This is a genomic window from Parabacteroides gordonii MS-1 = DSM 23371 (assembly GCF_000969825.1).
Lineage (GTDB): Bacteria > Bacteroidota > Bacteroidia > Bacteroidales > Tannerellaceae > Parabacteroides > Parabacteroides gordonii.
This window is the reverse complement of record NZ_KQ033919.1, coordinates 387,234-409,097: the sequence shown is the minus strand read 5'-3', so window position 1 is coordinate 409,097 and position 21,864 is coordinate 387,234. Positions and strand designations below refer to the sequence as shown.

At 42.8% G+C, this 21,864-nt stretch carries 14 protein-coding genes; 9 read left to right on the top strand and 5 right to left on the bottom strand.

The window, feature by feature from the left end; genetic code table 11:
* Positions 1-251: 251 nt before the first annotated feature.
* The gene (locus HMPREF1536_RS01625) at positions 252-2,534 is read left to right on the top strand and encodes a sensor histidine kinase (RefSeq protein ID WP_028730395.1); all 2,283 of its coding nucleotides are present in this window, start codon (positions 252-254) and stop codon (positions 2,532-2,534) included.
* Here the strand turns inward: HMPREF1536_RS01625 and nrfA are convergent.
* The gene (nrfA, locus tag HMPREF1536_RS01620; RefSeq protein ID WP_028730394.1) at positions 2,506-3,993 is read right to left on the bottom strand and encodes an ammonia-forming cytochrome c nitrite reductase; all 1,488 of its coding nucleotides are present in this window, start codon (positions 3,991-3,993) and stop codon (positions 2,506-2,508) included. The genes HMPREF1536_RS01625 and nrfA overlap by 29 nt on opposite strands.
* A gap of 168 nt (positions 3,994-4,161) precedes the next feature.
* Between nrfA and trmD the strand changes: the two genes are divergently transcribed.
* From trmD to HMPREF1536_RS01575, 8 genes are all read left to right on the top strand, one after another.
* Positions 4,162-4,842, top strand: coding sequence for a tRNA (guanosine(37)-N1)-methyltransferase TrmD (trmD, locus tag HMPREF1536_RS01615; protein WP_028730393.1), 681 nt, complete (start codon positions 4,162-4,164; stop codon positions 4,840-4,842).
* Between the two features lie 211 nt (positions 4,843-5,053).
* Entirely contained in the window at positions 5,054-6,289 is a 1,236-nt protein-coding gene (locus HMPREF1536_RS01610; RefSeq protein ID WP_225607998.1) for a 3-keto-disaccharide hydrolase, read from the top strand.
* Positions 6,290-6,326: 37 nt separating this feature from the next.
* Positions 6,327-7,841, top strand: coding sequence for a Gfo/Idh/MocA family oxidoreductase (locus HMPREF1536_RS01605; RefSeq protein ID WP_028730391.1), 1,515 nt, complete (start codon positions 6,327-6,329; stop codon positions 7,839-7,841).
* A 22-nt stretch (positions 7,842-7,863) separates the two neighbouring features.
* Positions 7,864-8,718 carry a sugar phosphate isomerase/epimerase family protein gene (locus HMPREF1536_RS01600; protein WP_028730390.1) on the top strand — a complete coding sequence of 285 codons (855 nt, stop codon included), beginning with the start codon at positions 7,864-7,866 and terminating at the stop codon, positions 8,716-8,718.
* Positions 8,719-8,808: 90 nt separating this feature from the next.
* A complete protein-coding gene (locus tag HMPREF1536_RS26940) occupies positions 8,809-9,363 on the top strand; it encodes an RNA polymerase sigma factor (RefSeq protein WP_081693447.1) in 555 nt (184 codons plus the stop codon).
* Positions 9,364-9,456: 93 nt separating this feature from the next.
* Positions 9,457-10,335 carry a FecR family protein gene (locus HMPREF1536_RS01585; RefSeq protein WP_028730389.1) on the top strand — a complete coding sequence of 293 codons (879 nt, stop codon included), beginning with the start codon at positions 9,457-9,459 and terminating at the stop codon, positions 10,333-10,335.
* A 240-nt stretch (positions 10,336-10,575) separates the two neighbouring features.
* Positions 10,576-13,929 (top strand): TonB-dependent receptor, encoded by a 3,354-nt coding sequence (locus HMPREF1536_RS01580; protein ID WP_374938064.1) that lies wholly within the window; start codon positions 10,576-10,578, stop codon positions 13,927-13,929.
* 18 nt (positions 13,930-13,947) lie between these two features.
* Complete coding sequence (locus HMPREF1536_RS01575) at positions 13,948-15,594, top strand: RagB/SusD family nutrient uptake outer membrane protein (RefSeq protein ID WP_028730387.1); 1,647 nt, start codon at positions 13,948-13,950, stop codon at positions 15,592-15,594.
* A 65-nt stretch (positions 15,595-15,659) separates the two neighbouring features.
* Here the strand turns inward: HMPREF1536_RS01575 and HMPREF1536_RS28050 are convergent, their stop codons facing one another.
* The 4 genes from HMPREF1536_RS28050 to HMPREF1536_RS01560 all read right to left on the bottom strand — a co-directional run bounded on the left by HMPREF1536_RS28050 (position 15,660) and on the right by HMPREF1536_RS01560 (position 21,846).
* The gene (locus HMPREF1536_RS28050) at positions 15,660-15,905 is read right to left on the bottom strand and encodes a hypothetical protein (protein ID WP_028730386.1); all 246 of its coding nucleotides are present in this window, start codon (positions 15,903-15,905) and stop codon (positions 15,660-15,662) included.
* A complete protein-coding gene (locus tag HMPREF1536_RS28045; RefSeq protein WP_225607996.1) occupies positions 15,872-16,129 on the bottom strand; it encodes a hypothetical protein in 258 nt (85 codons plus the stop codon). The genes HMPREF1536_RS28050 and HMPREF1536_RS28045 overlap by 34 nt, the downstream gene beginning before the upstream one ends.
* Positions 16,130-16,137: 8 nt before the next feature.
* Positions 16,138-20,127 carry an SUMF1/EgtB/PvdO family nonheme iron enzyme gene (locus HMPREF1536_RS01565; RefSeq protein ID WP_028730385.1) on the bottom strand — a complete coding sequence of 1,330 codons (3,990 nt, stop codon included), beginning with the start codon at positions 20,125-20,127 and terminating at the stop codon, positions 16,138-16,140.
* Between the two features lie 243 nt (positions 20,128-20,370).
* Complete coding sequence (locus HMPREF1536_RS01560; RefSeq protein ID WP_028730384.1) at positions 20,371-21,846, bottom strand: RagB/SusD family nutrient uptake outer membrane protein; 1,476 nt, start codon at positions 21,844-21,846, stop codon at positions 20,371-20,373.
* Between the last annotated feature and the right edge of the window lie 18 nt (positions 21,847-21,864).

Below are 21,864 nucleotides of genomic sequence, written 5' to 3'. Positions count from 1 at the left end.
AAAGTACAAATAATAGAATAATTATTCAACGTGTGTGCAGACTTTATTCTCACGTCATTCTAAAAAAACTTATAAATCAACGGTTTTTAAGCATTTCACATCTAAATTCTTTGTTCAATATAAAAATTCAGTCTAATTTAGAGGCATGTTTTCGGCCAAAGAGATAGACCCGGAGACTTCATAGGGATCATTTTCGAGATATTAAAACACATAAAACACTAGGGATAAGACTTTTATTCTATCAAAAATATATGCTAAGCAAGCTAGTACCCATACAATATATATGTATGCTCTTTCTATTTTTATTTTTAAATAGTTCCTGCAACCAGACGACTCATCAAAAACATATATTAATCATACAATCTTATGAAAACGGATTTCCGGGATATAAAGAGATTAAAAAGATATTTGCCGAACAATTGCAGGAAAGGGATATAAAAGCAGAAGTTCACTCGCTTTATCTGGACTGTACTAAAAAGACAGAAAAACAACAACGGCTAATTGTATATGAGAAACTGAATGCTTTGTCGTCGTGGAGTCCGGACATAATTCTGACTTGTGACGATCAGGCCCTGAATGCCTTACTTACCTGCGACCATCCTTCTGTTAAAACGATTCCGGTTGTCTTTACCGGAGTGAATTATCCGAATAAGGCTTTTATCCAAAGATTTCCCAATATGACCGGTTTTCATAACAAGCCGGATTACAAAACAAATGTTGAACTGATAGAACGACTCATCGGAAAATGTATTGTAGTACGTGTTACGGATGATTTTGAGACTGATAAAGTAATCCTGGCAGATATGGATCAACAAGTCAAGGATATCTGTAAAAATAACAATATTCTTTCAACCCAGGGAATACGGTTGTCCGGAAAAAATGGCATATCGATATCCAAAGACAAAAAGATAATACCGGATGCAATGTATATAAGTACCATCAACGGAAAAGCAACCCGGTCACTGGTAAAAGGGCTGGGTGAAAACTATTATAACAAAGCTTATCTGGCAATCAAGAGGGATTATCTGACCCTTTCGTTGGGGCGCTTCAGTTCTTTCCCCGGCTTTTCTGTCATCAACGAGATGATCGGTTATAATTATGGTGTGGTCGGAGGCTATGTGACGACACAAGAAGAGCAGACTATCCAGGCTGCCAACCGTATAGCCGATATATTGAACGGAGCGCCGGCCAATAGTTTTCCGCAAATTACGGAAACTGGCAAAAAGTATGTCTTCGATTATAAGATACTGGATCAATGGGATATCAGCCTTAACAAACTCCCTGCCGGAAGCGAGATCATAAACATTCCTTTCTATATACGCTATCAGTTATATATAATATGTTTAGCCATTTTATTGGGAATTGTACTGATAGTCATTATCATTTATCAAAGGATATTATATAAAAGAGAGACAGCACATAAAAAGGAAGTACAGGAAAATTTGAAACGGGAAAAGGAATTTCTTTCCTTTGCCCTGGAAAGCGGTAATATATTTACGTTCCGTTACAAAAATGGTATCTTTTATTTTGATAAAGAGTTTTACCATTATCTGGATATGCCGGAAAAACCGATCAGTGCAGAAGAGTTCAGCAATGCCATTCATTCGGATGAACAGGCAGACTTCCAGCTGAACAGGTATAAACTGGATCACGGCTTCCCTTCCCGGCAGATTACGAGAAGGAGATACGACTTCAACAAAAAAGGCCATCAGTGGTGGGAATTCCGGTATGCACAAAACACGAACATTAATACTGAGAACAACGACTATTCTGTCGAAGTAAACGGTCTCTGCCTGAATATACAGCAAATTAAAGAATCGGAGATAAGTCTGACCAAAGCGTTGAAAAAGGCGGAAGAGTCCGATAAGATGAAATCTGCGTTTCTAGCCAATATGAGCCACGAGATACGCACACCGCTCAATGCCATCGTCGGATTCTCCCAGTTGCTCAGTTCGGATATGGAGCTGGAACAGGAGGAGAAGAATGAGTTTATCAACCTGATCAATACAAATAATGATTTGCTTCTTAAACTGATCAGCGACATTCTCGATTTATCACGTATCGAATCCGGACAGATCTCTTTCACTTATGCCGACTGCGATCTGAACCAGCTGGTGGAAGATATATTTAATACACACCGGCTACTTATGCCCGAAGGCGTAGAGCTGATCAAAGAAGTTCCGGTGGTTCCGGCTATTATCTATACAGACCGTTTCAGGTTGACACAGGTGGTTACGAATTTTATTAACAATGCGACCAAGTTTACCACCCAGGGATATATCAAAGTCAGATACGAGTACGATGCTGAACGCATCTTACTTTCAGTTGAGGATACAGGAAAAGGTATTCCCCGGGATAAGATAAAACAGGTGTTCGAACGCTTCCAGAAACTGGATGAGTTTGCTAAAGGAACAGGCCTCGGACTGGCAATCAGCCTGAGTATAATAAAGACATTCAAAGGGACTATTCTCCTGGATTCAGAGGAAGGGAAAGGAAGCAAATTTACTATTTCGCTACCTTATATTCCTCTATAAAGCGTTTATTGGCTTTAGCTTCCTCAATCCATTGAGGTACAACTATTTTAAGAAACTCTTCTTTGGCTGTCATTTCCGATTGGATATCCAGTCCGATGTATTTCTGTGCTTTCTCTTTTGTTGAGATATCCGGCAGAGGAACATCATCGTTGTAACCATGTTTATTCAGTACCTCCTTTACTTCCAACCGGGCTTGCATTGTTTTATAAAGGCCGTCTCCCAATATACGTTCCACTTCCTGGGGAGCGTGAAATGCGGCACCATGTGAAGCTATACAAAAGTCCCAACGCCATTGAGCCTGCCGCAATAACTTAAGAACGGGCTCCATCTGTTTCTCCGTGGCTCCCCTATCCCAGGCAAACTTCGCTTCGATATGTGCTTTCACCAGTTCCTTTTCCAGGTGGGTTCGTATCTCCATCACCTTGTTCTGCCGGGTATATACATCCTGACGAAGTACATCCGCACTTTGACGGTGACAAGACTGGCAAGTTTTTTCGACCATAGCCAACGGACTTTGTATATGATGGTTATTATACGCTCTCAGTTCTTCTTCCATATAGGGCATATGACACTCGCCGCAGGAAACGCCTCTGCGGGCATGAATTCCCATCTGTGCCAGTTCATAATCCGGATGCTGGGCTTTCAATATGGGTGCTCTGCTTAATTTATGGGTAAAATCCGTAAAGCCGATCTGATCATAGTAGTTTTCAATCTCTTCAACCGTATATCCGTTATCCCACGGCAAAACGACTTCTTGATTTTCTCCTTTCAGATAATATTCTGCATGGCACTGGGCACAAATAAGTGAACGCATCTTTTGGTTAGAGGCATTCTCTATTGGATTATTCCCCCGTTTCAAAGCATCGGTCAGAAAGGAACGGGAAACTCTCAGATCCATGCTTTCCGGATCATGACAATCTGCACAACCGACAGGATTGACTACTTCTGATCCCCAATCATACCATTTCTTTTTGTAGAACCCCTGCAAACCGATCTCATCCACCAACCGGGGAACGTCCAGGCTTTTACATGACCAGCAGGAAGCCGGTTGCGGACCGTCATTTGCCTTTCGGGGAGAACCCGTACGCAGACTATGATGAAGATCATCGATAGCATACATGTGTCCCCTTGGAGAATAATAACTTTTAGAAAAACCATAGCCTGCCCACAAAATAACCATCGCAGGTCGCATAGCCAGAATATCTTCCGCCTGGTTCCCGTTATACAAACTTTTGAAAGTAGTATCTGATGTGTTCTTCCAGCTATTATACTCACTGGAGTTGGATAAATTCAATTCATCGGATTGGAGACTAGCCTCTATATCTCTGTTGTCCACCTCATCAATAAATGTGATCTTTCCCTTGTTAACATAAGAATATCCGGTAGTCACAATTAAAATGGCTATCGCAATTACTATCAGTAACACCGTAAAATGCCCTACACCAAGTGTTTTCTTCATGATATATTATTGCTTGTATCAAACTCCTGCTTCTAAAATGCAAAAGCCATTGATTTTTCTGCTGTTTTTATCAGATTACAAATGTAGTAAAAAGAAATTAAGCTCCAACAGAATTTTGATAACTATAAAATAATGACGTATTTTTGTACCATAAATAAATGAACTTCTATGCGTATTGACATACTAACCGTACTGCCGGAAATGATCGATGGAATGATAAACTGTTCCATCGTAAAAAGAGCACAGGATAAAAACCTGGCCGAAATACATTTACATAATCTACGTGATTACACGACCGACAAGTGGCGGCGCGTGGATGACTATCCTTTTGGCGGTGAAGCCGGAATGGTCATGCAGATCGAACCGATCGACCGGGCTATATCTGCATTAAAAAGCGAACGCGACTATGACGAAGTTATTTACACTTCTCCGGATGGGGAAACATTCAACCAGCCGATGGCGAACAGTATGTCGATGCTCAACAATGTGATCATCTTATGCGGTCATTATAAAGGGATTGACTACCGTGTCCGGGAGCATCTGATCACCAAAGAAATATCCGTTGGCGATTATGTGCTGACCGGTGGCGAACTAGCAGCGGCAATCATAACGGATGCCGTCGTTCGATTAATCCCAGGTGTAATTGGCGATGAGCAGAGTGCCCTCTCCGACTCTTTCCAGGACGACTTGCTGGCTCCCCCGGTTTATACACGCCCAGCCGAATATAAAGGATGGAAAGTACCGGATGTCCTTCTTTCCGGCCATCAACGTAAAATTGAAGAATGGCGGTTACAACAATCGCAGGAACGGACAGCACGGTTACGGCCTGATTTGTTGAAAGATAAATAAACTCTACAGAAGCCGGTTCAATTTAAATTGATCCGGCTTTTTGTTTAAACCACATTACTACACTTTCCTTTTGTTAAAATAGATAAAAAACCAAATCCATTGTAAGTACCTCCCTCCCAATTCTTGTCACTCTAGTAAAGTTATATATCATAAAATTTAAATGATGATTACAGAAAAATATTCAAGCAGACTTTACTTATCAGTGGTAATTATGATTATGTTCGGATTTACATCTTGTAATAATACGGAACACAATACACTGACAGATCAGGAAAAGGCAGAGGGGTGGCAACTCTTGTTCGACGGCGAGACTTTAAATGGTTGGCGTGATTATAATGGCATAGCCCTTACCGGACCCTGGGAAGTAGTAGACGGGACTATTCAGGCAAATGGTCATGGTAGCGATGCCAGCGGTTATATTGTAACCGACAAAATGTATGAGAACTTCGAAATCACGTGGGACTGGAAAATATCAAAAGGAGGAAATAGCGGGCTATTATACCATGTTCTGGAACGTCCGCAATTTGCAGTTCCTTATATCACCGGCCCGGAATATCAGTTAATCGACGATGACAATTTCGCCGAACCGTTAGAAGACTGGCAACGTTGTGGAGTTGATTATGCAATGCATTTACCCGACTTCTCAAAAATCACAATCAACCCGGCAGGACAATGGAACAACTCGAAGATCATTTTTGATAACGGACATGTGACCTATTTTATGAACGGTAAAAAGACAATCGAGTTTGATGCTTGGTCTGACGACTGGTTTAACCGCAAAAACAGCGGGAAATGGGGGCATGCACCTGAATACGGATTAGCCCGTAAAGGATTGATTTGCCTGCAAGATCATGGTTACCCGGCATGGTTCCGTAATATTAAGATCAAAGAATTACCTCGAAAAGCAGAAGAAGTTAATTTATTTAATGGCGTAGATCTTCAGGGATGGGAGAAATACGGAACAGAATTATGGTACGTAAAAGACAGCCTTTTAATATGTGAAAGTGGCCCGGACAAGCAGTATGGATACTTGGCTACACGCAAATACTACGATGATTTCGACCTTACCGTTGAATTTAAACAAGAGTCTGACGGCAACTCAGGAATATTCATCCGCTCCTTTGTCGAAGAAGATGTCAAGATAAACGGCTGGCAGGTGGAAGTTGCTCCCACCGGTTTCGATACCGGAGGTATTTATGAATCTTACGGCCGTGGCTGGTTAATCCAGATACCTGACGAAAAAGAGTCTATTTTAAAATATGGTGACTGGAATACTATGCGTATCAGAGTACAAGGTGAGAATGTACAAACCTGGCTGAACGGTGAGAAAATGGTCAATATCAATGATGAAAAGATCGGTGCCGGACAAGGACGTATCGCTTTACAGATACATGATGGAGGTGGTATTAAGGTTCTCTGGCGTAACCTTCGTTTAGTTACTTTATAAATAAAACAAATATAGTTTTCTTTAATTTTTAATAGTTATGAAAAACATTTCAAGAAGAAACTTTTTAAAGACAGGAGCCATAGCGGCGGCAGGTCTGACTATCGTTCCCGGTTCTGTATTAGGAAAGTCTTTTGGACATACGGCACCCAGTGATAAATTGAATATTGCAGGTATTGGTGTTGGTGGTATGGGGCGTCGTAACCTGGCAAATATGAATACAGAAAATATTGTTGCCTTATGCGATGTGGATTGGGGATATGCCGATAAAACATTTAAAGATTACCCGCAGGCCAAACGGTTTAAAGACTGGCGCGTCATGTTTGATGAAATGGGGAAATCGATCGATGCAATCATGGTCGCCACACCGGATCATACTCATGCAGGTGTTACCGCCCATGCAATTACACTGGGAAAACATTGCTACACACAGAAACCCCTGACCCATTCCGTATATGAATCACGTCTACTGACAAAGCTGGCTAAAAAGTACAAAGTTGCTACACAGATGGGGAATCAGGGTAATTCCTTTGATTGGTGCCGTCAAATTGCCGAATGGATACAGGCTGGTATCATCGGTGATGTATATGAGGTACATTGCTGGACAGACCGCCCTATCTGGCCACAAGGTTTGATGCAACCGAAAGATGCACCGAAATGTCCGAAGACATTGGATTGGGATCTATTCATCGGCCCGGCACAAAAACGTCCGTACAATCCAGTCTATACTCCGTGGAACTGGCGCGGATGGTGGGATTTCGGTACCGGGGCTCTCGGTGATATGGCCTGTCATATTATGGATCCGCTTTATTGGGCACTGGACTTGAAATATCCGAGCAGTGTAATCGGTAGCTCAACCTTGAGTAACCTATATTCACCCCCACATGCTCAAATTGTGACTTACACATTTCCGGAACGTCCTTCTAAAGGGAATGTCAAAATGCCGGAAGTAAAAGTTTACTGGTACGATGGCGGCCTCATGCCTCCACGTCCGGAAGAGCTGAAAGACGGCCAGATGATGGGTGACGAAAACGGAGGTATCATCTTCATCGGAACAAAAGGGCAGATCATGACCGGGTGCTACGGTATGAATCCGACATTATTACCAATCTCGGATATGGAACATTTCAATCAGCCTAAGCCAACGATAGCCCGAATAAAAGGGGGAAACGGTGATATATGGTCTACCAATGCACACGAACAAGACTGGATCAGGGCTTGTAAGGAGTCACCGGAAAACCGGACAGAAGCATCTTCCAACTTCCAGTTCTCAGGGCCTTTCAATGAAATGGTCGTAATGGGCGTTTTAGCCGTTCGCCTTTCGGGTCTGCAGGGATTGCACCGGGAGTTACAATGGGATGGGGAAAACATGAGGTTTACCAATATCTCTCCGACAGATAAAATAAAAATTGTAACGGTAGACGATTTCAAGGTTATCGACGGAGATCCCCGTTTCGATCGCCGCTTCGCTGAATTCAATGCAGCAGAGATGGCAAATGAATGGATCAAACATACATACAATAACGGATTCTCCTTGCCAGAAATGCCCAAATAATCATTAAAACAGTAAATCAGTTATGACAAAACAACTACTCAAGGCTTTTATAGTCCTGGTTTGCAGCCTGTTTACATTTTCGTCACAGGGGCAGACCAAAGCCGAAAAGAACGGATGGCGCCTGGGAATGCAATCGTATAGCTTTCATTTATTCACTTTAACTGAAGCTCTCGATAAGACACAGCAACTGGGATTGAAATATATTGAAGTCTATCCGGGCCATAAACTGGGAGGCAAATGGGGAGACAAAATATTTGATTTCAATCTGGATAAAAAGACTCAAAAGGAACTAAAGGAACTGGCTGCAACGAAAAATATAAAAATTGTAGGAACAGGCGTTTATGTTGCGGAAAAATCCTCTGATTGGGAAAAGATGTTCCAGTTTGCAAAAGACATGGATATGGAATTTATCACATGTGAACCGGCATTGGGCGATTGGGATTTAGTAGAGACACTTTCCAAACAGTACAATATTAAAATCTCAGTCCATAATCACCCCCAACCTTCTGATTACTGGAAACCGGAAAATCTATTGAATGCAATATCCAAACGCAGCACATCTTTAGGCTCCTGTGCAGACGTAGGTCATTGGAGAAGAGAAAATCTAAATCAGATCGATTGTCTGAAAAAGCTGAAAGGACGTCTTATCTCTTTACATTTTAAAGATATAGCCCCTAAAAAGGAGGGAGAAAAAGAACAGCATGATGTAATTTGGGGCACTGGCATATTAGATGTAAAAGGCATGCTGAAAGAACTAAAATCCCAGAATTTCAAAGGTGTGTTCTCTATTGAATATGAATATAATTGGGAAAATTCAGTTCCCGATATCAAAGAATGTATCAGATATTTCGATAAAGTAACTGAAGATATCTTATAAGATAGGTTATAGTTTACAGGTAGTATGCATAGGTCTGAATAATACCAGGCCTGTGCATCTATCTTCATAATAAAAACATTCGACAAGAAAATGACATCTGATGAGCAAATAATCACACAGATTAAATTAGGGGATGTATCCACTTTCAACTCTTTGTTTAATTCAGTTTATATCCAGTTATACATTCATTGCCGGAAATTCATATCCGATCCGGAGGAGGCTAAAGACCTTCTGCAAAATGTCTTTCTTCATTTCTGGGAGAAAAGGGACTCTATTGACATTCATACTTCTTTAAATGCTTATTTATATAAATCGGTACAGAATGAATGCTTAAACCATTTACGTACTCTCAAAACGATCTATACAACAGAAAATAAAGACTCTGATGTAAACAAGGATAAAATAATAGAGAATACAAATCCTTTTTCTGAACTAACAGTTCTTGAAATTGATCAAATAACAGAAAACACGATAGAAGAATTACCAGATCAATGTAAATCCATTTTTAAACTTAGCCGTGTAAACGGATTGAGAAATCAGGAGATTGCCGATTCGCTCGATATCTCAATACGAACAGTAGAAACACAAATTTACAGGGCACTTAAGATTCTAAAAAACAGGCTGAAAGATTATTTGGCTTCTTAACAAATTTATCACATAAAAAAATAAAACAATCTTGTAAGTAGTCCATCCCGTAAATGTGTCATACTTAGAGAAAGGGAAAAGTAAAATAGAAAAATGAAGGAGTATATAAAAAATATAATTGAAGAAAGTTTGATCAATGAAGTAGAAGTCGATAAAGAATGGGAACGCTTGCTATCGTCCATTAACACGAACAAGGGAAAGCCATCCTTTTTTATCACCCAAAAGAAAGCACTTCATCAGATCATGAGGTATGTTGCGGCTATTTTCATTGGAGCCGGACTATCTTTTGCCACTTTCTATATTATAAATCAAAAAACACCCGCAATAATAGGGAACTACAAATTAGTGACCTTGAAAGGAGAAAAAAGCTACCTGCAACTTCCTGATGGAACCAAAGTATGGTTAAACTCCTGCACGACTATTCAATATGCAGAAGATTACGGCCATTCAAACCGTGATATCCACCTGAACGGAGAAGCCTATTTCGAAGTTGCTCCCAATAAGGAAACACCATTCATCGTGAAAACCAACGGGATTAATGTAAAAGCAGTCGGGACGGCTTTCAATATATCTGCTTATGCGGAAGACCCTCAACTGATAACCACACTCTTCAGCGGAAAAGTAGCCGTTCAGCCCACACTTACCAAACAACAGGTTATGCTTACCCCCAATCAGGTTGCTATTTATCATAAAAGCGGGAATAAGATAGAAGTAACCCCTTATGATAAAAAATTATTTGCCCAGTGGCGAGGCGGGTATTTATCTTTTGAAATGATGTATCTGCAAGACATCACCAAACTGTTGGAACGGAATTATAATGTAGTATTTCGTTACGACAATCAAAAGATCAAGAAATTAAAATTCAGTGGAAGTTTCCGTAACAGTGAAGACCTTACCCAAATTCTGAATGTGATCAAAACAAACACAGGCATTCAGTACCAGATAAAACAGGATACTATAGTAATCAAATAATACACAGTATTAACCTTTAAAATTAAATTGCTTATGAAATAAGACTGAAAAATATCTTTTCTGTTTAATGGCGGTTCATTCCGTCAAAGGTAAAATTTATTACTAATCTTAAATTTACAAATTATGGCAAATCATTCAGGGAGCTCCGGAAGAGCTAATTTGGGCACCCTTAAAAGATATACGATTATAGGTTTGTGCCTGATTATTTTTCAATTAAATGTGGTTGCAGCAGCAGCCCAAATGATTTCGTTAAGTATCACGAAAGGTACCATTTCCGATGTTTTTAAAGCGATAGAAGACCAAAGTGATTATAAATTCTTTTATAACAATAAACAAGTCAATATCAACGATGAAGTAGATATCAAAGTTCATGACAGTTCCATAGAGAGCGTTTTAGATAATATCTTCAAAGGAACAGATATTACTTATAAGATTGTAAAAAACCATGTCGTTCTCACGAATAAAAGAATTGAAGAAACTCAATCAGAGTCAGTAAATCAGGATAAGAAATCGGTATCCGGTAAAGTTACAGACCAAAACGGAGAGCCTCTTATCGGAGTAAATGTGGTTGTAAAAGGAACGACAACAGGAGCTATGACCGATATTGACGGTATATACAGACTGGAGAATGTTCCGGCTAATGCAACCGTTGAATTCTCATATATAGGCTATGTTCAACAAAGCGTAAATATTGGGAACCGGAATAGGTTGGACATTATTTTATCAGAAGATACCCAAAAGCTGGATGAGGTAGTTATTGTTGGCTACGGTTCTTTCAAGAAAAGGGACTTAACAGGAGCTATCACCCAGGTTAAAGGGGATGAGATTGCCAACCTGCCACTTCGCAGTGCAGCAGATGCTTTACAGGGAAAAGCCGCAGGTGTTACAATCACTGCCAGCTCCGGTAGCCCAGGTTCTTTGGGCGATGTACGTATCCGTGGTGTAGGAACGATCAACAACAATAATCCTTTATATGTAGTGGATGGCTTACCTCAAGACGATATAGGTTGGCTAAACGCACGCGATATCGAAAGTATCGAAGTGTTGAAAGATGCATCAGCCCAGGCTATTTACGGTGCTCGTGCAGCCAACGGCGTGATCCTTGTCTCCACTAAACGCGGTGACTCAGGAGAAAGTTATCGGAGCAATATCGAGTTTGATATGAATATTGGTTTCCAGAATATCCCCAAACGATACGATGTATTGGATGCCGAAGGTTTTATGGAGTATAAGAACAGAGCCTATACAGCTGCCGGTAAGGCATTGATCGATGACTTCTCCACTCCTGAAAAACGGGAACAGATCCTCTCCTTCCTCGACAAAAACGGAGGACGTGAAGGAACGGATTGGTGGAAAGAGACGACAAGAAAACCCTCTGAAGCAATTAATCAGAATTACAACCTGGCATTTTCCGGAGGTCTTAACAAGCTTAGATACCGCAGCAGCTTTGGATACATGAAGCAGGACGGTATACTGAGAGGCTCCGACTATGAACGTCTGTCCGGACGTTTAAACATGGACTCCGAAGTAACCAAATGGTTGAATTTATCAGCCAATGTGAATGTAATTTATGAATCCAGAAGGAACCTCGATGAGAATAATTCATATACGGCAACCGTATTCAGTACGATCAGTGCCGACCCGATTACGCCCGTGTACAGAGATAACCTTACCGATATTCCGGATTTCCTTCAAGCCCGCATCATGGGAGGATATGAACCTACCAATCCCTGGTCGAGATATACGGGTGTTATTTACTCGAATAAGCCGAATACAGTGGCACAGGTAGACCGCATGGCTCAGAATAAATGGCATGGAATAGCTACAAAATCAAACATTTCAGGAGAATTCAAGTTATTCCCGTTCCTAACATTCAAATCGAGCATCGCTTTAGACCTGAACCGTAATCAAAGCGACGGATTTACACCTAAATATTATCTGGATGGAGATGAATACAGTACCTATGCAACAGTAAGCCGGGGAGTTTCCAACACAGACTATTGGGTCTTCGATAACTACCTTACTTATAATCAGAAATTCAACAAACATTCCGTAAGTGCTATGGCCGGTACCTCAGCCGAAAAGAAACGTTATGAATATATCGGTGCATCCAAGCAGGGTATGGTCAATAATGATCCAAGCCAGCAAATTATAAATGCCGGAACCCTCAACCCGGGAGCTAGCGGATATGTTGTAACAAACTCTTTGAATTCATACTTTGGCCGTATATTCTATTCGTTCGATAATCGTTATATGCTTACAACCAATATCCGTTGGGACGGTTCTTCCCGCTTTGCTGACGGAAACAGATGGGGATGTTTCCCTTCTATCTCTGCCGGATGGAATTTCTCGGAAGAAGCATTCATGAAAAACTTCGACTGGTTATCCCAAAGTAAGTTAAGGATCAGCTGGGGTGAGATCGGTAATCAGACTATCTCAGACGGTGCCTATCTGAATACTTTCGGAAACGGTAGTTACTATATCTTTGGAAATCCTTACACGACCAGTTTATACGGAGGACGTGCACAGGTTGGTAACCCCGACTTAAAATGGGAAACGACCCGCCAGCTCGACCTTGGTTTAGACATGGCATTCTTCAACGGTTCCTTACGAGCCAGTTTCGATTATTTCAATCGCAAGACACAAGACATGCTTGTACAGGTACCTGTCCCGACCAGCCTTGGATATCCGAATGTACCCTGGATGAATGCAGGTAGTGTCAGCAACAAAGGCATCGAATTAACCATAGGATACAATGGCAAGATCGGTAGTGATTTTAAATATGCGATCGACGGTAATATCTCGACTTACCGTAACAAAGTGGAAAGCCTGGGCAGCGGGGCTAACATACCGGGAAAAGGAATCCATCTGGGATATTATACTTATACAATGACCGAACCGGGCATGCCTATCGGCTATTTCTACGGATATAAGACAGACGGTGTATTCCAGACCCAGGAAGAGATCGATAATTATAAAAACAACGGACAAGTCGTTATGCCGGGAGCCAAACCGGGCGACCTGAAGTTTAAAGACCTGAACGGAGACGGTAAATTAGATGACGAAGACCGGACAATGACAGGGAATCCACATCCGGACTTCACATTCGGTCTGACATTATCTGCCGAATATAAAGGTTTCGACATATCGGCTTTCTTCCAGGGATCAGTAGGTAACGATCTATTAAATGTATTGAAGTATGACATCTATTCCGGAACCGGATGGTATAATGCCCCTAAAGATATCCTAACGACTTACTGGAACGGGCCGGGAAGTACCAACAAAAACTTCGGCATCGATGCAGATAGCCGCATGAATCTGGAAATGTCAGACTGGTATGTAGAAAACGGCTCTTATGTCCGCCTGAAAAACCTGCAAATAGGTTATACATTACCGTCTTCTTTAACCAGAAAGATTACGATCGACAACCTACGAGTGTTTGTTGCCACCCAGAATTTATTCACAATAACAGGGTACTCCGGTCTTGATCCTGAAGTCGGTGAAATCAACAGCAACCCTCAATATAAAGGTTGTGATATGGGCTTTTATCCACAGGCAAGAACATTTATGTTCGGTGTAAGTTTCAAACTATAATCTTAAAAAGAAGATATTATGAAATCAATAATAAATAAAGGAAAGCTATTTTTATCGATAGTATGCATTAGCTCCCTGACTGTTAGTTGTAGCTCCGACTTTCTGGACAGGCCGACATTAGGAACTCTTGATGAAACGACTTATCTCAGTACCGAAGATGCAGGATACAAAATGCTGGTAAACTGTTATCAACCCATATTGAACCAATGGGATTTTCAAACAATGAAATTCGATATCGGCGATCAGTTGACAGATGATTGTTCGAAGGGAGGATCGGATGCAGGCGATCGCTCCGTTATTACAGAAGTAACCCGTGGGAACCCTGCTGCCACCAGTAGTATGCTGACACAACTCTGGGATCACCGGTATAAACAAGCTATTTCCCCCTGCAACGTTTTCCTGTCATTAATAACTCCTGAAGTGCAGCTTATACAGGCCGGAGGCGCTTTAGTTTCCACCGAAACAAAGAAGCGCTGGATAGCTGAAGCACATTTTATGCGTGCATTCTACTATTTCGATCTGGCAATGCTGTTTGAAAATGTGCCGATTATCGATAAACCGTTAAATGTAAGCGAGAAAGAAAACATCACAAAAGCAAACAGGGAAGAAGTAATGAAGTTCATACTCGCTGACCTGGAAGCAGCAATAAATGAACCCAATCTGCCGGGAGCAAGTGTATTGCCGGCAAGCGAACTGGGACGTATCACCAAAGAAGCGGCATTAGCATTCCGGGCACGAGTTTATCTGTTTTACGGTAATTATGAAGCCGCAAAAGCTGATCTGAAAACGGTTGTAGAATCCGGTTGTTATGAACTGATCGATAACTATGAGGCTTTGTTTAATAGTGCGGAGAAAGGTTATATGTCTAAAGAAGCTGTATTTATCACTTTACGCTCTTATATTCCTAATTATACCAACGGTAGTGTTTGTCCGCAGATGAATACCGGACGTGCAGGCGTTGGCGGTTGGGGCGGTGAGTGCCCCACGAACGATCTGGTCAGTGAATATGAAGTCGGCGATCCCCGCCTGGTTCATACGATTCTTTCTTCCGGTGATATTTTTATAAAATCAGACGGAACAGAGGAAGTCCATGATTATTCCGGATACGATAACTTCTCGCTGCAACATAGCCGTAAACAATATCCGGACTGGTCAAGAAGACCGATCGGGGATTTACAGAACACAGATTGGACATTCTATCATATCCGCTATGCCGATGTTCTATTGATGTATGCCGAATGCCTGATCGAAACGGGAGACGATAAGCAAAAAGCGGTAGACCTGATCAATCAGGTTCGCCATCGTGCCTTCGTCTCCAGTACAACGACAGACAGTTATGCCCAGTATCGTAAATTCAATATTCCGGAAGAAAACAGGATAACGGAAGAGGTATTTAATTCAAAGTATAAGGTAAAAGTATCCGACGATCTGAAGAAAGCGATCCGCCATGAACGGCGGGTAGAATTAGGATGCGAAGGGCTACGCTTGTACGATTTGCTCCGTTGGGGAATATTCGTTCCTACTATGCAGGCTTTCGGCCAAACAGCCGAAGGTAAATATTCCGGAGCCGGAACACACGTAACAGATAAAACCTGGCCCTATCCTATCCCGCAAAATGAGATCGATTATGTAGGTGGCGCTTTAACTCAGAACGATAATTATTAATTATATTGAGTTTCATTGAAAAGGCTGAATTCTCTCGGAATTCAGCCTTTTACTCTGCTAACCACCTATTTTATCAAAATACACAAAATCTCTTTTTTCTGTCTGGCCATTAACTGTGCGATATACAGGGAACGGGGAAAGATATTGATCTCGTTCTGTCCTTCCCAGACTCCTTCCGGACGATCGGTAAAATGACCGGGATATTTTTCTCCTTTCATTCCTATATTATAGTTCTTTCCCGAAGTCGAATGTGTCCCTACGGGCACGAAGTCGTCCGTTATCTTTGTCCTTGTACCTTGTACTTCCTGCATACTGCCGGATAACAGGGAATACTCCTATTGCCATGATGATAACCGACCCGGCTGAAATCGGGAATTGTGTTACCTTCCTCATCCGGCATATAAGTTAATAGACCCTCATTACTGATCTTTACCAGATCGGATTGCCAGGCCGGAGATAACTTTGTTTGTGCATGAGAACAAACAACTGTTACTCCGGCTACCAATCCTACTACTATTTGTTTAAAAGCGCTCATCTATATAATCAATCTTCGATAATGACACGGAAACCTACATTATGCACTTTCTGCCAAGGAAGATAAGACCGGCGATAGTATGCCGTTGCCGTCTTCGGATGGTCGATCCATGAACCGCCGCGTACCACCTTTTCAAGTCCGCTTCCCTGTACTTTCTCATTATATGGATAAGGCAGATAGTCTGAACGAGTCCATTCCGCCACATTCCCCTGCATATCATACAAGCCCCACGGATTGGAACGGTAGCCGCCCCCTTTGACCATCAGCATATTGCCATCGTCTACCTGATTATCTTTCGGTTGATAGGTGTAATATTTGTACCACGGATCCGTAGGACTCATCGGTTGCGGGTCTACCCCCCTTACAGCCAGTTTGTTCAATTGCTTATCCGCCATATTCTCATAGGCTGAAAAATCGGTATTCAATGCTCCGAACCAGAAATCAGAATCACTACCGGCACGGCAAGCCCATTCCCACTGTACTTCTGTCGGCAAAGTAACTTTCAGGCCAGTCTTCTGACTTAACTCTTCACAGAAAGCCATCGCTTCCTCCCAGCTCACACGAATAGCGGGTTGTTCCGGTTTATTGGCCGGATAACCTTCGTGCACATGGTCTTTCCATAGCTGGTTGATAAAGCGGCTGTTATGATCCGGATAAATTGTACGGAACTGTTCATTGCTCACTTCGATCTCTGCCATCCAAAAAGCTTTCTTCACCTCCTGTTTATTAACCGGGGAATAATCGGAATGTCCTTTGTTGTTTCCCATCACAAACGTTCCGGCCGGAATACGGACAAAATTCATAACAATACCCGGTGCCAGTTCAATGCTTTTCTTTGTCTCCTGCTCTTTCGCCTGCATATTGGAAGCGATTGATGCATCGAACGGCCAACCTTTTATTTTGACTTCTTTATCCTTATACTCTTTCCGTTCCGGTTTTACCGGAGACGGCTTCGGCTGCTTACTCAGGTAGTCGGCATACGAACGGATTTCCTCTTGCCAGTCAACCCCGGAAGAGGCATATTTATTCGTCAGTTCGGTTCTGCGGCTGATCTGCTCCACACCTTTGAAGATGTTCGCTTTAAACTTACTATGATAAGGAGCATTAAAGTCGATCCAGTTATAAAGAGTCTTCCATTCCTTATCCGTCAACGCCACACCATGATGTCCAGTTTTCAGTATCTTGATTAAATCACTGGCCGATGCATGGTATTCATATGGATTCAGCACTTCGATCTCTGCTTCCGGCCCCTGACGGTGAATATACGGATGCAGGTTCAGATAACTTTCACCGAAACCGGAGAAGCTATCGATACGACCGCCTGTAAAATCAGCCAATTTATTTGATCCGTCATGGCAAGCGATACAGGCACGGTCGAGAATGGGTTGTATTTCCAGTTCGAATGTGAAGGGACGTTGTCCGCCTTCCGGTAACGCGATTGCGTGCGGTTTAATCGTTGAAGCCACTACCCGCTTCGGGATAGGTAACTGATTCTGGTCTTCGTGGCAACCGATACAGGATACTGTTTCTCCCGGCATACCGGTCAGCCAACTTCGCATCCATTGTACAGCCCGTCCGCATGAGTCGAGCGGTTGTAGTGAGATCGGTGTATTTGCCGGGATAGTAAATAAAGCCGAGCCATCCTCTTCCACAGGAACCGTACCCAACAGGCGTTTAATATCCCATCCGCTCTGAACGCCCTGCGCCCAATGGTCTGACGGAGTTTTATTATAAGCATATTCATAAGACAGTACACGAAAAGCTTTTACCGTACCACGAGGTACGCCTTTTAATCCTTCACCCTCGTAAATATCCTGGATAAAGACCGTAGCTTCTTTCGTATCCGGCTTGGTTCGATCGGGAACGACCGGCGGGACAGGTGTTTTCTTTACCGGTATCGGATGGATCAATCCTTCCCCTTCATATTCAGCAATCAAGGTCAGGTTATCATAAACATCGACCAGGTAAATCCCCCACAGGGCATTCTCATTCAGCTTGGCCGTTACCAGGAAATATTTATCATTCAACGGATAAGGTTTGATAAACTGCGGCCATACGCCATCCACCAGACGATCTTTTACGATCGGTTCGATCTTCCGGTTACGGTAAGGCAATTCCTGCACCATTCCCTGTACGGACTTACGTCCTTTTGAGGGATCGAACAGGATCAGACGACCGGAACGGGTCACCCCGTGATGGCCGGAAATAATTCCAATGAAACCTGAAGCCTGGCCGGGAATAGGCTTGGCATCGAACGTACTGTTCGGAAAATAAGAACCACTGCCATACAGCGCTTTCTGTTCCGTCCCGTCCGGATTCATGTGCATCACAAAACGGGAGAAGTAGTGCGTCAGGTCGGTATATTCCCAACGGGTGTACATTACTTTCCCGTTATTCATAAGTACGGGCGACCAGTTGGCATCCTGATCGAACGTCAGGCGACGCAACGATCGGTCTTCCGGGTTATAAAGCACCATATTGCCGACTTCATCATTTCCGTTCACACAGGGAACACCATTGTAACCGATATTGGATATAGCCATGATCTTGCCCGAAGGCAGCCAGGTTGCATCAAAGAACTCCAGATCCTTTTCCGGTGAGTCGATCAGTTTCTTTAAACCTTTCCCATCCAGGCCTATTTCAAAAACCTGCCAGCGCTTATCCGTATCTACCATAGAGAATAGGATACGGTCGGCATCCCAATGCAGCTTCAGGTCGGGGACGGATGAGCCGTTATCCGGTTTGAAGATCGTGCGCGACCGGATATCCCCGCGAAGATTGGAGAGTTCGACGATCTCCGCATCAAATCCACCACGGGCGGCAGAGGTCTGGTTCGACCAGTTATTGTTTTGCGTTCCCAATGACCGGGGATTGATCTGACGGGCAGACGTCCCGATACGGTAACGGCCTACGATCAGTTTATCCATATTCAGTTCGGGATTAGCCAAGAGTATCTCCCTTTTTAAACGTAAAGCCTGTTGCGCTTCCTTTATTGTATTTTCATCGTTTGAATAGATACCGGAGAAACCTTTACCGGCCAATCCTTTTAATGCAGAAAGTTTGGATTGGTTGGCAGCCTGGTCAAACGATTTATTCCGTTTCATATCATTGAAAGCCTCTTCGATAGCCTGTATGTTAAGCCAGCTCAAAGACTCCTGCAACTCGTATACCTTCATCGCATCCTGCGCTATGTTCAGATAAGCGATTACTTGTTTTGCCAGTTCCTTTTCCTGACCGGCAGCAGTAATACGGGTTGTAAAATAATTCTTGTCCGCCAGCAGGTCTACAACCGACCGGGCGATATGTTTTTCTATATTTGCATCATAAGTGGTGACTAACGCTTTCATGTCGCTTCCGGCAAACGGAAGGAACTGCGCCGACTCAGCCGGAAAACCGGCTATAATATCTTCGGATAACTTTCTGCCGGTTATCCCTTGCAAGCGGAATATAACTGTTCCTGCAGAAGAACGGTTTTCCAGTCCGATTTCCGCTTCGAAACGGACATATTTCTTATCCAGAGGAACAACGATCTGGGCATTGGCATTCGCCATGATTGTCCGTTCGTATGTTACTCCTTTCATAACGACGGGAACGTCTTTGGCGTTGGCATTAAAGACCAGGCGTCCCGTGCCGGTATCTTTGAAAGTATCTTTCAGGTCATTCAGCCAGACGGAAGAGCCGTCGGCAGCAATTAAGCGGGCGTTTGCCCATACAGCCTGGTCGTCGGTTGTTCCGTCGACAGTTCCCCAGGTGTAAAGCACCATTTCATCCAGTCCGGTCACATCGGCGGTGAACCTTTCGGCAGCCTGTTTTGCTTTTACTACTTTTGAAGAAACCGGCAGGCTGTTTTTCTTCATCTGCTCGTAAGCATTCTGCTTGGCAGCAGCAATTTTCTCCGACCAGGAAGCGGACGTAGCCCCCTTCTTTCCCGGCTTTTGAGGAAAGGCGAAAAGCGACAAGGCCAGACAGGCTGACAAAATAATTAACTTCTTTTCCATGATTCTATCTCTTATATTTTACTATTTGCCGCATTATCGGTTTAATATAATTTCTGGCTGTTACTGGTGACAGTGTGTCACTAACGCTAGTGACAGTCCCTCACTAACGTTGGTGACGATGCCTCACTAACGTTGGTGACAGTGCCCCACTAACGCTAGTGACACCATCTCACCAGAGAAGGAAAGAAAGCCTCGCCAATAACGACGGGGCTTCTTACCCATACTTAAATTATTATCGAATGATCAATAATTCGGATTCTGTATCAATACACCGTTGGAGAAGTCGATCTGATCCTGCGGTAAGGGGAAGTATTCGTGCGCTTTCGACCAGGCTGATACGTGTCCGGACAGTAGCGGATCTAGTTCCACACTATTCAATCTATCCATGATCTTCCAACGTTTCATATCATAATAGCGGATCAATTCGAACGGAGTTTCCACACGACGCTCGTGGCGGATTGCTTCACGCAACTGATCTTGATTCAAGCTGGTGGCCAAATCAGCTAGACCGGCACGTTGACGAACCAGATTTACCATGTCGGCAGCACCGGAAATACCCAGTTCATTGGCTGCTTCAGCTTTCAAGAGCAGCAATTCACCCCAACGAAGGAATACCCAGTCCTGTTCGCTACGGGTACTTGCCTGCCACATATCACCATCTTTCATCAATGGGGTCAGCCATTTTACCATTGCCTTTTTCAAATCGCTTCTATTCAGAGATACGACTTCACCTCCCGGCCACTGATATTTATCATCAAAAGCGACAATCTGTCCCAACCGGTTATCACCTTCCTCATACTCATTTGTCAGGTTAGCGACCGGACGTACTCCGGAATAGTTTCCATATATATGGTCGAAATTATTATAATTGTTCGGAGCCAGAAACTTGATCGAGAAGACAATCTCCGGACTGGTTTCCTGTGTATCATAAGTAAAGTTGTCCGCATAACGACCGGCTAAAGAATAGCCTTTTATTTCATTCAACAAATTGTATGCTTCCTGCACTTCGTTACGATTGGCTACTTTTCCGTCTTCACCAAAAGCATGGAACATCAGGAGACGTGCTTTTAATCCCTGGGCAGCTCCTTTTGTAGCATGTCCGCCGGCACCCTTGAATGTCTTGTCATCCATTTTATCGATCGCAGTCTGTAAATCTGTGATCAGATTATTATAAACTGTTTCAAGAGATTCTTTCGGCATATTCTGAGTTGTAAGATCCAGCGGTTCCGTTGGATAGGGAACTTCACCGTAACACAGATAAAGCAGGTAATAGCAGTAAGAACGTAAGAAAAGCGCCTCTCCTTCATACTGGTTACGGGCAGTATTCATATCTCCTCCCTGATAATTCTTCAGCTGATATAAGAAGATATTCAGACGGGTAATAGCTTCATAAGCTTCTTTATAAAGTTCCGGAACGAATCCTGTCATTGACGGATCTATATTATCCGCCTGGATCAGGTCTGTTTTATACACATAGCTGGAACCGGAACTACCGTAACCATTATCTGTCAGACAGTCGTAAACAACCATCCCATAGGATAATGTTTTAGCCTGCATACCTTGATAACAGCCGGTCAACGCGGAATCAAAATCAGATTTTGATTGCCAGAAAATGCTTTCTGACGGAGAAGTTGTCGGTGGCGTATCCAAAATATCAGAACAGGATGATACAGCCATCATACCGGCAACCAATAGTGAAATATATGATAGTTTATTCATTTTCATAATTACTTTATA